The sequence below is a fragment of the Lysobacter silvisoli genome, from assembly GCF_003382365.1.
GTDB classification, from domain to species: domain Bacteria; phylum Pseudomonadota; class Gammaproteobacteria; order Xanthomonadales; family Xanthomonadaceae; genus Lysobacter; species Lysobacter silvisoli.
Genome location: NZ_QTSU01000001.1, coordinates 2,364,522 through 2,377,705, shown reverse-complemented (window position 1 = coordinate 2,377,705; position 13,184 = coordinate 2,364,522). Strand labels below are relative to the sequence as shown.

Sequence of the window (13,184 nt, the reverse complement as noted above, 5' to 3'; positions counted from 1 at the left end):
CTCCCCGTGCCCCCCGGGGTCCGGACGGCCGAATATCCAGTCTTAGTTATGAGGCCGCGCACGGCGCGGGCCGCCGGCCTTTTCTGTGGCCGGCGGCGCAGCCTAGTCCACGCGTCCGCGCCCGGGCAAGCCGCGCCGCGCCAGCGGCCCGGATGAACGGGCCGCAAGCACGGGCCTGCGGCGGCCGCGGGCTCAGCCGTCGCGCGCCACCACCCGGTTGCGGCCCTGCTGCTTGGCCTGCTGCAGGCGGTGGTCGGCGCGGCGCAGCAGGCGCGACAGGTCGGCGCCTTCCTGCGGGTAGCCGGCCAGGCCGGCGCTGAAGGTCAGGCGCAGCGGGTCGGCGCCGCGACCGGGCTCGAACGGGCGTTCGGCCAGCACCTGGCGGATCGCGTCCACCTGTTCCCAGGCCGTGCCCAGCGGCTTGCGCAGCAGCAGCACGAACTCCTCGCCGCCCAGCCGCACCAGCCATTCGGTCGCGCCGGTCTGCTCGCGCAGCACCGCCACCACATGGCGCAGCGCGCGGTCGCCGGCGTGGTGGCCGTTCTCGTCGTTGATGCGCTTGAAATGGTCCAGATCGATCAGGGCCAGGGTCAGGCTGCCGCCGTCGTGGCGCACCGCGTCGAACAGGCGCTGGATGCGGTGCACCAGCCAGGTCCGGTTCGGCAGCCGGGTCAGGCCGTCGGTGCCGGACATCTCGATCAGCCGTTGCATGCGGTAGACCACCATGGCGGTGATCAGCGCCACCATCACCAGCAGCATCACCCGCTGGCCCTGGCCGCCGGGGGTGACGGCGCCGTAATCGGTGGAAATCAGCTGCTCGGGCGAACTGGCCAGGGCGAACACCGCCAGCGCCAGCAGGCTGTACTGGGCGATCGCCAGGCCGCCGGCGAACAGGGTCACCCGGCCGTCGCTGCGCAGCGCGGTCAGCAGGATCGAGAGGATGTAGCCGCACCACACGATCAGGCTGTTGAGCGAGGCCGGCAGGTGCTCGAATGCCAGGGCGATCAGCACCAGGGTGGTGGCGGTGACGTCGAAACCGGCGGTGGCGAAGGGCAGCCAGCGGTAGCGCCGCGGGCGCCGCGCCAGCACCAGCCACAGCTGCGCGAACACGTTGACGAAGATCGCCCCGCCCAGGCCGATCAGGGTCTCGCGGATGGTGCCGCCGCCGATCGCGTTGAACAGCGGCAACAGCAGCAGCATGGCCGCCAGCACCGCGCGCAGCCGCGCCACCAGCAGCTCGCCGCCGGCGCCCACCTCGAGCATGATCTCGTCGGGCCGCGACAGCAGCGATACCGCGATGTCGCGCAAGCGTCCGCCCGTGGCGTGCATAGGGTCTTCCCGTTGGACCGGGCGAGCATAGCGCGCGCGACCGGGACGGGGCAGGGCCGCCGCCCCGGGAGCGCGGCTTACAGCCCGCGCAGCCCCACCCACAGCGCCAGAGCCGCGAACACGGCCGCAGCCGTGTAGCGCGCGGCCTTCAGCGGCAGGCGGTCGGCGAAGCGGCTGCCCAGCAGCACCACCGGCACGTTGGCCAGCAGCATGCCCACCGTGGTCCCGGCCACCACTTCCCACAGCGGCGAGTACTTGGCCGCCAGCAGCACCGTGGCCACCTGGGTCTTGTCGCCGATCTCGGCGACGAAGAAGGCGATGGTGGTGGCGACGAAGGCGCCGCGCGCGGGCAGGGTCTCGCCCTCGTCGATCCGGTCGGGCTTGAGCGTCCACAGCGCGACCGCCAGGAAACTGGCGGCGACGATCCAGCGCAGGGTGTGCGGCTGCAGCCATTGCGCGACCAGCGCGCCCAGCCAGGCGGCCAGGGCGTGGTTGAGCAGGGTCGCCACCAGGATGCCGGCGACGATGGGCCAGGGCCGGCGGAAACGCGCGGCCAGCAGCAGGGCCAGCAACTGGGTCTTGTCGCCGATCTCGGCCAGGGCGACGGTGCCGGTCGAGAGGGCAGCGGTGGCCAGCGGGAAAGTGTGCATCGCGGGGATTTCCGGGGCCGGGCTTCGCACGGAGGCGAAGGCAAACGCCACGCGGCCCGGCCCGGCTTTCGCCAGTGTGATCGCGCAACGCCTGCCTTCGGTCTTGCCCGTGGTCGCTGGCGTGGTCCGCTGGGCGGAGTCCGCTGGCTGCCGCTCCTGCGCCATGGCCTGCCGGCCAAGTGTGTTGACGCAGGTCTTCACGGCCGTGGCCGGAAGGGGCTACTCCCCGGAGGAGGAAGTGCGCGCATTGTAGCCGCTCGCGGCGCAAGCCGCACCGGACTGCCTGAACGCCGGCGCGATCCGACCGCGCCTGTGGGAGCGGCGTGAGCCGCGATTGAGACTCAGTCGCGGTGTCGCCCGCCGAGCTCGGCAGCCACGCCGGCGGCCGATCGCGGCTCACGCCGCTCCCACAGGGGGGAGGCGGCCGTCGCCGCCGCGATCCCCGGCTAACGGCGCAGCGGGTAGCATGCCGGTTCGTTCGATCGCTATCGGAGCACCTCATGCAATACCGCCGCCTGGGCTCGTCCGGCCTGCAATTGTCGGCGCTGTCGTTCGGCGCCTGGGTCACCTTCGGCACCCAGATCGGCCGCGGCGGCGCGCGCGAGCTGATCGCCGCGGCCTGGGACCATGGGGTCAATTTCTTCGACAACGCCGAGGGCTATGCCAACGGCGAGGCCGAGCGGGTCATGGGCGACGTGATCGCCGACCTGCGCCTGCCGCGCGACGGCTACTGCGTGTCGAGCAAGGTGATGTTCGGCGCCGCCGCCGATCCGCTGCCGACCCAGAAGGGCCTGTCGCGCAAGCACGTGACGGAGGCCTGCAACGACGCGCTCAAACGCCTGCGCGTGGACCATCTGGACCTGTACTACTGCCACCGTCCCGATCCGGACACGCCGATCGAGGAAACCGTGTGGGCGATGGATGCGTTGATCCGCCAGGGCAAGGTGCTGTATTGGGGCACCTCGGAATGGCCGGCGGCGCAGATCCGCGAGGCGCACAAGATCGCCCGCGCGCATCATCTGCATGCGCCGACCATGGAGCAGCCGCAGTACAACCTGCTGCACCGCGAACGGGTGGAGCTGGAATACGCCCCGCTGTACGCCGAACTCGGCCTGGGCACCACGATCTGGTCGCCGCTGGCATCGGGCCTGCTCACCGGCAAATACAACGACGGCGTGCCCGCGGGTTCGCGCCTGGACCACGAGGATTACCGCTGGCTGCAACGCAGCGTGCTCAGCCCCGAGCAGCGCCGGATCGAGCGCGCGCGCGCGTTCAGCGCGGTCGCTCAGGAACTGGGTGCGACGCCGGCAGCGCTGGCCATCGCCTGGTGCCTGCGCAACCCGCACGTGTCCAGCGTGATCCTGGGCGCGACGCGCAGCGAGCAGCTGCTGCAGAACCTGCAGGCGCTGGAACTGACCGAGCGCTACGGCGAGTGCGACTGGGATCGGGTGGAGAAGGCGGTCAGCTGAGGCGGCGCTGCGCTTTGGGGTCAGAGCAAATCCCCCTCATTCCTCCGGCCAGCAAGCACAGCTTGCTGGCGTTCGATCGTGCGCGAACCTGCGGTTCGCAAGCCCACGCTCTCGCCCTTTTTAAAAGGGGGGAAGACAAGCGGAGGCGAAGACGTTGCGCGCGGGCCTTAGCCCCCTTCGACAAAGGGGGCGGGCGTCCGCGCAGCGGACGAAGGGGGATTTGCTTTTGCTTTTGCCGTTCGGCGGCCCAGCACTAACCCCGACAAACGGTCGAAACGGGTGTTGACTGGCAAATGAGAATCATTATCATCAATGGCGAACCCTGATCGAGTCGCCTGCCATGTCCCTGCGCCAGCCGGTGTTGCAGCTCAAACCTCGTACCGACCGCTCCCTCCCCCCGGTGGTGGCCGCCACCGCCGCGGTCGCCGCCCCCGCGATGACCGCGACCAGCACCCTGCTGATCGAAAGCGTCGCCTTGTTGCGCGGCGCGCGCGAAGTGCTGATCCGCCACGGCGGTGAGGTCTACCGCCTGCGCCACACCCGCAACGACAAGCTGATCCTGACCAAGTAAGACCCCGCAGTCCCAGGCCGCCGCTCCCCCACGTCGCCTACCGCATTGCCGCGCCGCGTTCCCAAGGAAGGGAGTGCGGTGCGGCGATGCCTTGCCGTCGCCGCGCTCCGTGGCGCGGCCGCAAACCTCACTCCAGGCCGCCAGCCGCCGTAGCCACGGCATGCCAGCCAGCCTCGTCTCCACTCACGAGCTGACTCCATGCATCGCGCCCATTCCGATATCGGCGGCCGCCGGTCCGTTACCGCAACTCTCGTTCCCAGCACGCTGACGCTGGCCCTGCTCCTGGCGCTGCCCGGCATCGCCGCCGCGGCCGACGCCGCCGCCGAATCGCCGGACGGCGCCGGCGCCGGCGCGCGCGAACTCGAACGCATCGTGGTCACCGCCACCCGCACCGAGCGCGAGCTGCAGGACGTGCCGGCGGTGGTCACCGCGATCGACCGTGAGCGCATGGACGAAGAACTGGTGCGCGACCTCAAGGACCTGTTCCGTTACGAGCCGGGCATCGGCGTCGGCAATGCGGTCGGCCGCTTCGGCATCGGCGACATCCGCATCCGCGGCCTGGGCGGCAACCGGGTGCGGGTGGAGACCGACGGCATTCCGGTGTCGGACGCCTTCGCCATCGGCAGCTTCTCCAACGCCAACCGCAACTTCGTCGATCTGGACACGCTCAAGCGGGTCGAGATCGTGCGCGGGCCTAGCAGCGCGCTGTACGGCTCCGACGCCCTGGGCGGCGTGGTCGCGTTCGTCACCAAGGATCCTTCCGACTATCTGAGCGAAGGCAAGGACAGCTACTTCGGCTTCAAGCTCGGCTACCAGGGCGAGAACCGCGGCCTGTTCGGCGGCGCCACCGCGGCCTTCGGCGGCGAGCGCTGGTCGGGCTTGGTGACGGTGGGTCACCGCCAGGGCCAGGAAACCGAAAACAGGGGCACGCGCCGCAGCGACGACGCCAGCCGCACCGCCGCCAATCCGCAGGACAGCGACGGCCGCAGCCTGCTGGCCAAGCTGGTGTTCGCGCCCAGCGAGCACCAGCGCTTCAAGCTGACCGTGGAAGGCAATGAGGACCAGACCGATACCGACGTGCTGAGCTCGCGCGGCAACGCCGCCGCGGCGCCGGGCGCACCGGTCGCGCGCACCCTGTCGCTGCTGGGCGACGACCACCAGACCCGCGCGCGGGTGTCGTTCGCGCACGAAGCGGACGCGCTGGACGCGGGCTTCGCCGACGCGCTGCAGTGGCAGGTCTACCGCCAGGACAGCGAGACCACCCAGCGCACGGTGGAGGAGCGGGTGACCGTGGTCGGCGGGCGCCCGACCAATCCGACCCGGCGCGAGCGCGAGTTCAATTTCGACCAGCGCACCGTCGGCATCGAGGGCACCGCGCACAAGGACTTCGCCACCGGCTCGGTCCAGCACACCCTGACCTACGGCCTGGAGTACGCGCGCAGCGATATCCGGCAGAAGCGCGACGGCCAGGCCACCAACCTGACCACCGGCGCGGTCACCAAGACCATTTCGCCCGACGTGTTCCCGGTGCGCGACTTCCCGGTCAGCCGCACCACCACCGCGGCGCTGTTCGTGCAGGACGAAATGCGCTTCGCCGATGGCGCCTTCCGCCTGGTGCCGGCCGTGCGCGTGGACCGCTATGAGCTGGACCCGCGCGTGGATGCGATCTTCGCCGCCGACAACCCGGGCGTGCAGGTCAGTTCGCTCAACAAGACCTCGGTTTCGCCCAAGCTCGGCGCGGTGTGGCATTTCAGCCAGGACTGGTCGCTGTTCGGCGGCTACCAGCGCGGCTTCCGCGCGCCGCCGTACAACGACGTCAACCTGGGCTTCACCAATCTGCAGTTCGGCTACACCGCGATCCCGAACCCGCAGCTCAAGCCCGAGACCAGCAACGGCGTCGAGCTGGGTCTGCGTTACTCGGGCGAGGCGGCTTACCTGGAAGCCTCGGTCTACTACAACCGCTACAACGACTTCATCGAGTCGCAGCGCTTCGTCGGCACCAATACGCAGGGGCTGATGGTGTTCCAGTCGCAGAACGTCAGCCAGGCCGAGATCCGCGGCATGGAAGTGCGCGGCGGCGTCGACTTCGGCGCGCTGTCGCCGGGCTGGGAGGGCTGGTCGCTGCGCGGCGCGGCGGCCTGGTCCAAGGGCGAGGACCGCGACACCGGCGCGGCCCTGTCCTCGATCGATCCGCTGCGCGCCTCGCTGGGCCTGGCCTACGACCGCGACGACTGGGGCGTGGAGCTGGCCGGCCGTTTCGCCCGGCGCAAGAGCGACCTGCCGCAAGCCACGCTGTTCGCCACGCCCGGTTACGGCGTGCTCGACCTGCTCGCGCACTTCAGCTTCGCCCCGGGCACGCGCGTGGACGTGGGCGTGTTCAACCTGGGCGACAAGAAGTACTGGGACGGCGGCGACCTGCCCAGCACCCTGGCCGCCAGCAGCGCCACCCTGGACCGCTACACCTCGCCGGGCCGCAACCTGGGCCTGAGCCTGGCGGTGAACTGGTAAGCGCATGCGCGCGCCGCCCGCTCCGCCCAGCGGCGTCTTGCCCGCGGCCGAACGCCTGGCCGCGGTGGCGAGCGTGTTGTGCCTGCATCCGGCGCGCCAGCGCGACGCGCTGGATGGCTGGCTCGCGGCCACCGAGGCGGTGCGCGTGGCCGGGCCCGATGGCCTGGCCGCGAACGAAGCCATGGTGTTCCGCGACGGCTACGGCCGGGCATGCTGGCGCCTGCATCTGTTGCCCGACAGCGATTTCCTGGCCTGGGACCAGGTCAGCCTGGCGCTGCCGTCGCGGCCGCCGCCGCGTTGGCCCAGCGCGGCGCGGTGGTGGCGTCGCATGCGCGGTTGGCGCGCGCAGGTGCTGCGCCTGCGTGTGGTCGTCGACCACGAGGGCCGCCGCATCCTGGTGGCCGAAGCGGCGCAGCTGTCGGACGTGGGCGCGCGCCACGCGCGCCGCATCGCCGCCGCGCACGGCGCCCGCCTGATCGCCGCGCATGCCTGTTGTTGCCTGGCCCGACGCGACGCCGCGCTGGCGCCGCATTCCTGATTCCCAACTTCTTTCTTACCGCAACCACCGACGAGACACACGACCATGAGCCACCGACTGCTAGCCACCTGCCTGCTCGCCTGCACGGCCGCGCCAGCCTGGGCCGCCGCGCCCGCGACCACCGACGCCGCGCGCGACCGCGCCTCGATCCTGGCGATGCAGGGCGAGTACATCGTCGACTTCGCCTTCGACGAAACCGTGCTGCTGCAACCCGGCTACGAACGCGCGCCGGCCATGCGCAGCGGCGGCAACGAGACCGTGATCGTGGTGGAGGACACTCCGACCAAGGTCGTGCTGCAGCACATCCTGGTGGACGAGAAGAGCGGCCACGTGACCAAGCACTGGCGCCAGGATTGGACGTTTGAGGCCAAGCAGCGCTTCGAGTTCAGCGCCGACCAGACCTGGCAGGTGCGCGCCATTCCGGCCGAGCTGACCCGCGGTGCCTGGACCCAGTGCGTGTACGAAGTCAGCGACGCGCCGCGCTACTGCGGCACCGGCCGCTGGGAATACCGCAACGGCACCGCGACCTGGACCAGCGACCTGAGCTGGCGCCCGCTGCCGCGTCGCGAGTACACCAAGCGCAGCGACTACAACGCGGTCAGCGCGATCAACCGCCACACCCTGACCCCGGGCGGCTGGACCCACGAGCAGTTCAACACCAAGGTGCTGCGCAAGCCCGACGGCAGCCAGGTGGAACTGGCGCGCGAGTTCGGCTTCAACGATTACCAGAAGACCCGGGACGTGGACTTCAAGCCGGCCTACACCTATTGGGAGGCCACGAAAGGCTACTGGGTCAAGGTGCGCCAGCGTTGGTCGGTCTTTCTGGATAAGGCCCCGGGCGCGCGCCTGAAGACCAAGATCGACGGCATGGCCATGATCATTCCGCTGTTCGAGCAGGCCGGCGGTGTGCAGGAAGGCAAGCCGGTGGCCGATGCCGACATCGATGCGGTGTTCGCCAAGTGGGTGGAGCCGGCGCCGGCCGAGCGACGCTGAGCGCGGCGCTAAAACCGCCGCGTCGCCGATGCCAGCGCAGGCATCGGCGACGCGGCCGCAATCCGGTCAGACCACGACCGGGGCGATCGGCGCGGGGGGCGGCGACGGTGGGGTAGGCGGAGCCGGCGGCGCGCCCTTGGGTGGCGCCGGAGGCGCGGGCGGCGCAGGCACGGCCGGGAGTGCCGCCTTGGGCGGCGAGGGCGGCACCGGCAGCGCGGCGCGAGGCGGCGCGGGCGGTGCGGGCACCGCCGGGCGCGCGGGCATCGGCGGCATCGGCGGCGCGGGCGGCACCGGCGGAATCATCAGCCGCAGCGCCTTGGGCGCCTTGAGCTTGACGCTGCCGTCCTTGCGGTCGCGCAGGTAGCTCACCGCGACCTCGCTGCCTTCCGGCCGCGCGCGCAGCGCGTCCATGGCCTCGCGCGGAGTGTTGACGGTCTTGCCGTCGATGCTGCGGATCACGTCGCCGGGCTGCAGGCCCGACAGTTCGTTGCCGGCGCTGAGCACCAGCACGCCGCGTTCGGTGCCGAAGTAGCGGCCCAGGCCGTTGTCGACCGAGGCCAGGTTGAGGCCGTTCCAGCGGAACGCCTCGACCAGCGCCGGCAGCCGGCAGTCGTCGTCGCCGTCCTTGCACAGCGGCGTGCGCAACTGGGCCAGGTCCGCGCGCACCTGGCGGTTGATGGTGGCGATCTCGGCCAGCTCGGTGGCGTACTCGCGCACGCCGTCGCGGTCCAGCTCGAAGCGGCGCATGACCACGTCGCCGCCCGGTGTGAACACCTGGCCCTCGTCGCCGTTGAACACCAGCACCTGGTCGCCCATGCGTGGAGTGACCTTGACCGACTGCTTGCGGCCGTCGCGCTCATAGTCGATGGCCACCGGCGTCTTCACGTCCAGCGAATCCAGCGCGGCGCGGGTGGCGGCCAGGCGCGTGCGGCCATCGCTGCCGGCAGCGGGAGCCTGGCCGTCGATGGCGACGATGCGGTCGCCGCTGCGCAGGCCCGCGCGCGCGGCCGCGCTGTCGGGAGTGACCGCGACGATGCGCGCGCCGCGCTGCTCGTCCGAGCCCAGCACCACGCCCAGCAGCGGACGCTGCGCCTCGCCGCGGATCACGATGCGGCGCTCGTCGCCGTCGCCGATTCGCATCTGCACGTCGCGCGCGTACAGCCGCGCGCGTTCCGCCGCTTCGCGCGCGACTTCGGCGCGGCCCCGCCCGTCCAGCGCCGCGTCGTTGGCGATGCGGTGGATTTCGATCCGGCGCTGGCCATCGTCCAGCCCCTCGCGCTCGATCGTTTCGGCGCGGCCGCGCGCCAGTTCGCGTACGCGTTGCTGGGCCTGGCGCAGCTGATCCATGGCCGCCTTCAGTTCCGGGTCGTCGTTGGCGCTGCCGATCACGGTGCGGGTGCGCACCGTCTTGTCGGCGCCTTCTTGCGCGGCTGCGACCGTCGCCAGGGTGGCGGCCACCGCCAGGGCCAGCGCGGCGATGCGGATGCGGCGGGAGTTCGTGACGCTCATGGAGCGGACCTCATGGTGGGTATTCGTGGCTATGGATGCGCGAAGGCGCTCAATCGACGCGCACCAGCGCGCCGTCCTGGCGTTCGCCATAGGCGGCCAGCCAGCGCTGGGTGCTTTCCACCCCGGCCAGCTGGCGCAGGCTGCGCACGCGCTGCTCCCACAGCGCGGCGCGCTGCGCGGGCGGCAGGTCGTCCTGGCGCAGGGTGGCGTCGATCACGCCGATCCGGTCGTCCAGGTCGGCACTGAGCAGGGCGGCGCCGGCACTGCCGACGCGGTCGTCGCGGGCCAGCGCGACCAGCGCTTCCAACTGCGCCGATTCGCCTTGCCAGCGGGCGATGGCGGCATTGGCCTCGGCATCGGGGTCGGTCGGCGCGGGCGCTCGCGTGGCCTGCGCGAGCGCGGTGTCGGGCGGCGTATCGCTGGCGACCGGGGGCATGGCGCTGCGCACCGGGCGGCGCGCGGCGGCGCGCGTGCCGCGGTCGGGGCGGGCGTGGCGTGGTGCCTGCGTCGCCGGCTCGCGTTCGGCGGTGGCCGGCGGCCGGGTGCCGGGTTCGATGCTGGCGACGGCAGCGGGTGGCGTCGCCGTGTCGGACGTAGGCGTGGTCGCGCGCGGATCGGCGGCCGGCACGGCGGCCGGCGTTTGCGCCGTCGTGGTCGCCGGGTCCAGCGCGCCGTGCGGCTGCTCGCCGTTGCGCAGCGCTAGCGGCAGCAGCGCCGCCACCGACAGTGCGGCGGCCATAGCCGCCCAGGCCGGCCAGCGCGCACGGCGCCGGCGCAATGCGGCGGCGCCGCTGTGCGGCGGTGATACGGCTGCGGCGGTGGTGGCCGGCAAGGCCGCGGCCACGCGCGCCCAGCCGTCGGCGGGCGGCGTTTCCGCCGGCAGCGCGGCGAACGCGGCGGACCAGTCTTGCGGCGCCGGCGGGCGCTGGCGGTCGTTGGCGTCAGGCATGGGTCGCCTCCGTGGTCGGTTCCAGCAGTTCGCGCAGGCGGCGGCTGCCGCGCGCTAGCTGCGATTTGGAGAAGCTGGGCGTGCGCTGCATCAGCGCCGCGATTTCGTCGTGGGTGTAGCCCTCGGCGTGGTACAGCCACAGCACGCTGCGGGTGGCTGCGGGCAGCTGCGCCAGGGCGCGCGCCAGCGCCGAGGCGTCGGCCGCGGCCGGCGGCGGCGCGGCCAGGTCGTCGGCCAGGCGGTCGTCGTCCAGCACCAGGGCGTGCTCGTGGCGGCGCTGGCTGCGCAGGCGCATCAGCGCTTCGTTGATCGCGATCTGCCGCAGCCAGCCCCAGAACGGGCTGCTGCCGCCATCTCCGGCGTTGCTGCCGCCGCCGTTATTGCCACGGAAATCGCCGATCCGGGCCAGCACCTTGAGCATGGTGTCCTGCAGCACCTCGGACGCCTCGTCGCGGTCGCCGGCGCCGCCGCCCAGGATGCGCAGCGCCAGGGTGTAGACCGGGCGCTCGAACCAGCGGTAGATCTGCTCGAACGCCGCCCGCTCCCCGGCGCGCGCGCGGGCGAGCAGGGAGTCCGGGACGTCGATGGCGAAGCTGGATGTGGCGGGCATGTCCGGGTAGGGATGCAGCCGGGGGCGAAACCGTCGCAGGGGTCGGCTGGGCCTATACTCCTCCTATCTATAAGGGAGGGGGCACCATGGGAGAGATATTGGCCGTCGTACTGCTGGTCGCGGCGATCATCGTGCTGTTCAAGGCCGTGCGCATGGTGCCGCAGGGCTACGAATGGACGGTGGAGGCCTTCGGCAAGTACACCCACACCATGACCCCGGGCCTGCACTTCCTGGTGCCGATCTACCAGGGCGTGGGCCGCAAGATCAACATGATGGAGCAGGTGCTGGAAGTGCCCAGCCAGGACGTGATCACCAAGGACAACGCGGTGGTCAAGGTCGACGGCATCGTGTTCTTCCAGGTGCTGGACGCGGCCAAGGCCGCCTACGAGGTGGCCCAGCTCGAAGTCGCCATCCTCAACCTGGTCATGACCAACATCCGTACCGCGATCGGTTCCATGGACCTGGACGAGTCGCTGTCCAAGCGCGACGAGATCAACGCCAAGGTGCTGCTGGCGGTGGACCAGGCCACCCATCCCTGGGGCCTGAAGGTCAACCGCATCGAACTCAAGGACATCCAGCCGCCGCGCGACCTGGTCGATTCCATGGCCCGGCAGATGAAGGCCGAGCGCGAGAAGCGCGCCAACATCCTCGAGGCCGAGGGCCACCGCCAGTCCGAAATCCTGCGCGCCGAGGGCGACAAGCAGGCCGCGATCCTGGAGGCCGAGGGCAAGCGCGAAGCCGCGTTCCGCGAAGCCGAGGCGCGCGAGCGCCTGGCCGAGGCCGAGGCCAAGGCGACCCAGCTGGTGTCCGACGCGATCTCTTCGGGCAACGTGCAGGCGATCAACTACTTCGTCGCGCAGAAGTACATCGAAGCGTTCAAGTCGCTGGCCGAGGCGCCGAACCAGAAGTTCGTGATGATGCCGATGGAGTCGGCCGGCGTGATCGGCTCGCTGGGCGGCATCGCCGAGCTGGCCAAGGAAGCGCTGGACCGCCAGGCGGCGCCGCGCGCGGTGCCGCCGCCGGCGCCGCGAGGAGGTTGAGCGATGCGCCTGGACTGGCAGATGGTGACCTGGGCCGCGGTGGCCCTGCTGCTGTTCGCGGCCGAGGCGCTGCTGCCCGGCGCGTTCATGCTGTGGCTGGGCTTCGCCGCCGCCGCGGTGTTCGTACTGGTGCTGGTGCTGCCGGGCATGCCGGTGCTGGCGCAGGTGGCCGCGTTCGTGGTGCTGAGCTTCGTCTCCATCCAGGTCTACCGCACCTGGTTCCGCGGCCGCGAGCGCAAGAGCGACCAGCCGGCGCTGAACCGCCGAGCGCAGCAACTGGTGGGCCGCGTGGTCGCGCTGGAACGCGGCATCGAACAGGGCCGCGGCCGGGTGCAGATCGCCGACGCTTATTGGGAAGTGCTGGGCCCGGAGTTGCCGGCCGGCGCCAGCGTGCGCGTGACCGGCGTGGACGGCATGAGCCTGCGCGTCGAGGCGGCGGACTGAGCGCCATGCGCGTCTGCCTGCTCCTGCTGCTCGCGACCGGTGGTACGGCGTTGCCGGCGGCTGCGACGCCACCGGTCGCGGCGCCTGCGGCGGCGCCGATGCCGGCGCCGGCATCGGTCTGGATCGGCCGCGTGGTGCCGCCGTATCCGGACGGTTTGAAGTCCAACACCGGCAGCTGCGTGGGCTCGGGCAGCGCGCCCGAGCAGATCTGCGCGCGCTCCATCGGCACCCTGGACGATGCCCAGGACCGCTCGATCAAGCTCTACGCCGGCGAGTTCGCCGGCCGCGAGGGCAACTCGCCGCGCTGGAAGATCACCGACGTGGTGCCCTATCCCAAGCTCAAGCGCGGCGAGTACCTGTCGGTGGCCACCTGCCAGCGCGACGGCGTCGAGGACGCCGGCCTGATCGCCATCGTCGACACCGCCGTGGCCGACGCCGCGGCCCAGGAAACCTTCCAGGCCTCGCGCTGGGCGGTGCGCCTGGACCGCGACAGCGGCAAGTTCGTCGAAGTGCCGCCGGCCAGCGTGCGCTGCTACAACGAAGGGTTCGGCGCCGAATAAAGGCGCGGGTAGGG

Annotated in this window: 13 protein-coding genes and 1 riboswitch; of the genes, 8 read left to right on the top strand and 5 right to left on the bottom strand. The window is 71.6% G+C overall.

What is annotated here, in order from left to right; genetic code table 11:
• Positions 1–192 precede the first annotated feature (192 nt).
• Positions 193–1,329 carry a GGDEF domain-containing protein gene (locus DX914_RS10535; RefSeq protein WP_115858925.1) on the bottom strand — a complete coding sequence of 379 codons (1,137 nt, stop codon included), beginning with the start codon at positions 1,327–1,329 and terminating at the stop codon, positions 193–195.
• A 77-nt stretch (positions 1,330–1,406) separates the two neighbouring features.
• Positions 1,407–1,979, bottom strand: a complete 573-nt coding sequence (locus DX914_RS10530; protein ID WP_115858924.1) for a TMEM165/GDT1 family protein — start codon at positions 1,977–1,979, stop codon at positions 1,407–1,409.
• Positions 1,980–2,124: 145 nt separating this feature from the next.
• Positions 2,125–2,212, bottom strand: a riboswitch (yybP-ykoY riboswitch).
• Positions 2,213–2,479: 267 nt separating this feature from the next.
• Between DX914_RS10530 and DX914_RS10525 the strand changes: the two genes are divergently transcribed.
• The 5 genes from DX914_RS10525 (at position 2,480) to DX914_RS10505 (ending at position 8,058) form a co-directional block, all read left to right on the top strand.
• Complete coding sequence (locus DX914_RS10525; RefSeq protein WP_115858923.1) at positions 2,480–3,448, top strand: potassium channel beta subunit family protein; 969 nt, start codon at positions 2,480–2,482, stop codon at positions 3,446–3,448.
• 340 nt (positions 3,449–3,788) lie between these two features.
• Positions 3,789–4,019, top strand: a complete 231-nt coding sequence (gene hemP / locus DX914_RS10520) for a hemin uptake protein HemP (protein WP_115858922.1) — start codon at positions 3,789–3,791, stop codon at positions 4,017–4,019.
• A 198-nt stretch (positions 4,020–4,217) separates the two neighbouring features.
• Positions 4,218–6,527 carry a TonB-dependent hemoglobin/transferrin/lactoferrin family receptor gene (locus DX914_RS10515; RefSeq protein ID WP_425480665.1) on the top strand — a complete coding sequence of 770 codons (2,310 nt, stop codon included), beginning with the start codon at positions 4,218–4,220 and terminating at the stop codon, positions 6,525–6,527.
• A 4-nt stretch (positions 6,528–6,531) separates the two neighbouring features.
• Positions 6,532–7,065: a Hemin transport protein gene (locus DX914_RS10510; protein WP_115858921.1), complete on the top strand. Its 534-nt coding sequence runs from the start codon at positions 6,532–6,534 to the stop codon at positions 7,063–7,065.
• Positions 7,066–7,110: 45 nt separating this feature from the next.
• Positions 7,111–8,058 (top strand): DUF6607 family protein, encoded by a 948-nt coding sequence (locus tag DX914_RS10505; RefSeq protein WP_115858920.1) that lies wholly within the window; start codon positions 7,111–7,113, stop codon positions 8,056–8,058.
• Positions 8,059–8,124: 66 nt separating this feature from the next.
• Here the strand turns inward: DX914_RS10505 and DX914_RS10500 are convergent, their stop codons facing one another.
• From DX914_RS10500 to DX914_RS10490, 3 genes are read right to left on the bottom strand one after another with little or no spacing between them, the layout of a single operon-like run.
• Positions 8,125–9,567 carry a PDZ domain-containing protein gene (locus tag DX914_RS10500; RefSeq protein WP_158549236.1) on the bottom strand — a complete coding sequence of 481 codons (1,443 nt, stop codon included), beginning with the start codon at positions 9,565–9,567 and terminating at the stop codon, positions 8,125–8,127.
• 49 nt (positions 9,568–9,616) lie between these two features.
• On the bottom strand, positions 9,617–10,516 hold the full coding sequence (locus tag DX914_RS10495; RefSeq protein WP_115858918.1) for a hypothetical protein: 900 nt from the start codon (positions 10,514–10,516) through the stop codon (positions 9,617–9,619).
• On the bottom strand, positions 10,509–11,126 hold the full coding sequence (locus DX914_RS10490; RefSeq protein WP_115858917.1) for an RNA polymerase sigma factor: 618 nt from the start codon (positions 11,124–11,126) through the stop codon (positions 10,509–10,511). The genes DX914_RS10495 and DX914_RS10490 overlap by 8 nt, the downstream gene beginning before the upstream one ends.
• An 86-nt stretch (positions 11,127–11,212) precedes the next feature.
• Between DX914_RS10490 and DX914_RS10485 the strand changes: the two genes are divergently transcribed.
• The 3 genes from DX914_RS10485 to DX914_RS10475 are packed head-to-tail and all read left to right on the top strand — an operon-like array spanning position 11,213 to position 13,170.
• Entirely contained in the window at positions 11,213–12,166 is a 954-nt protein-coding gene (locus DX914_RS10485) for an SPFH domain-containing protein (RefSeq protein ID WP_115858916.1), read from the top strand.
• A gap of 3 nt (positions 12,167–12,169) precedes the next feature.
• Positions 12,170–12,610, top strand: coding sequence for an NfeD family protein (locus tag DX914_RS10480; protein WP_425480664.1), 441 nt, complete (start codon positions 12,170–12,172; stop codon positions 12,608–12,610).
• A gap of 5 nt (positions 12,611–12,615) precedes the next feature.
• On the top strand, positions 12,616–13,170 hold the full coding sequence (locus tag DX914_RS10475) for a hypothetical protein (RefSeq protein WP_147300647.1): 555 nt from the start codon (positions 12,616–12,618) through the stop codon (positions 13,168–13,170).
• Positions 13,171–13,184 lie beyond the last annotated feature (14 nt).

Bases quoted from the DNA above. Each gene is read 5' to 3' on its own strand.
- DX914_RS10535 (WP_115858925.1), bottom strand. From the start codon at position 1,329: ATGCACGCCACGGGCGGACGCTTGCGCGACATCGCGGTATCGCTGCTG.
- DX914_RS10530 (WP_115858924.1), bottom strand. From the start codon at position 1,979: ATGCACACTTTCCCGCTGGCCACCGCTGCCCTCTCGACCGGCACCGTC.
- DX914_RS10525 (WP_115858923.1), top strand. From the start codon at position 2,480: ATGCAATACCGCCGCCTGGGCTCGTCCGGCCTGCAATTGTCGGCGCTG.
- hemP (WP_115858922.1), top strand. From the start codon at position 3,789: ATGTCCCTGCGCCAGCCGGTGTTGCAGCTCAAACCTCGTACCGACCGC.
- DX914_RS10515 (WP_425480665.1), top strand. From the start codon at position 4,218: ATGCATCGCGCCCATTCCGATATCGGCGGCCGCCGGTCCGTTACCGCA.
- DX914_RS10510 (WP_115858921.1), top strand. From the start codon at position 6,532: ATGCGCGCGCCGCCCGCTCCGCCCAGCGGCGTCTTGCCCGCGGCCGAA.
- DX914_RS10505 (WP_115858920.1), top strand. From the start codon at position 7,111: ATGAGCCACCGACTGCTAGCCACCTGCCTGCTCGCCTGCACGGCCGCG.
- DX914_RS10500 (WP_158549236.1), bottom strand. From the start codon at position 9,567: ATGAGCGTCACGAACTCCCGCCGCATCCGCATCGCCGCGCTGGCCCTG.
- DX914_RS10495 (WP_115858918.1), bottom strand. From the start codon at position 10,516: ATGCCTGACGCCAACGACCGCCAGCGCCCGCCGGCGCCGCAAGACTGG.
- DX914_RS10490 (WP_115858917.1), bottom strand. From the start codon at position 11,126: ATGCCCGCCACATCCAGCTTCGCCATCGACGTCCCGGACTCCCTGCTC.
- DX914_RS10485 (WP_115858916.1), top strand. From the start codon at position 11,213: ATGGGAGAGATATTGGCCGTCGTACTGCTGGTCGCGGCGATCATCGTG.
- DX914_RS10480 (WP_425480664.1), top strand. From the start codon at position 12,170: ATGCGCCTGGACTGGCAGATGGTGACCTGGGCCGCGGTGGCCCTGCTG.
- DX914_RS10475 (WP_147300647.1), top strand. From the start codon at position 12,616: ATGCGCGTCTGCCTGCTCCTGCTGCTCGCGACCGGTGGTACGGCGTTG.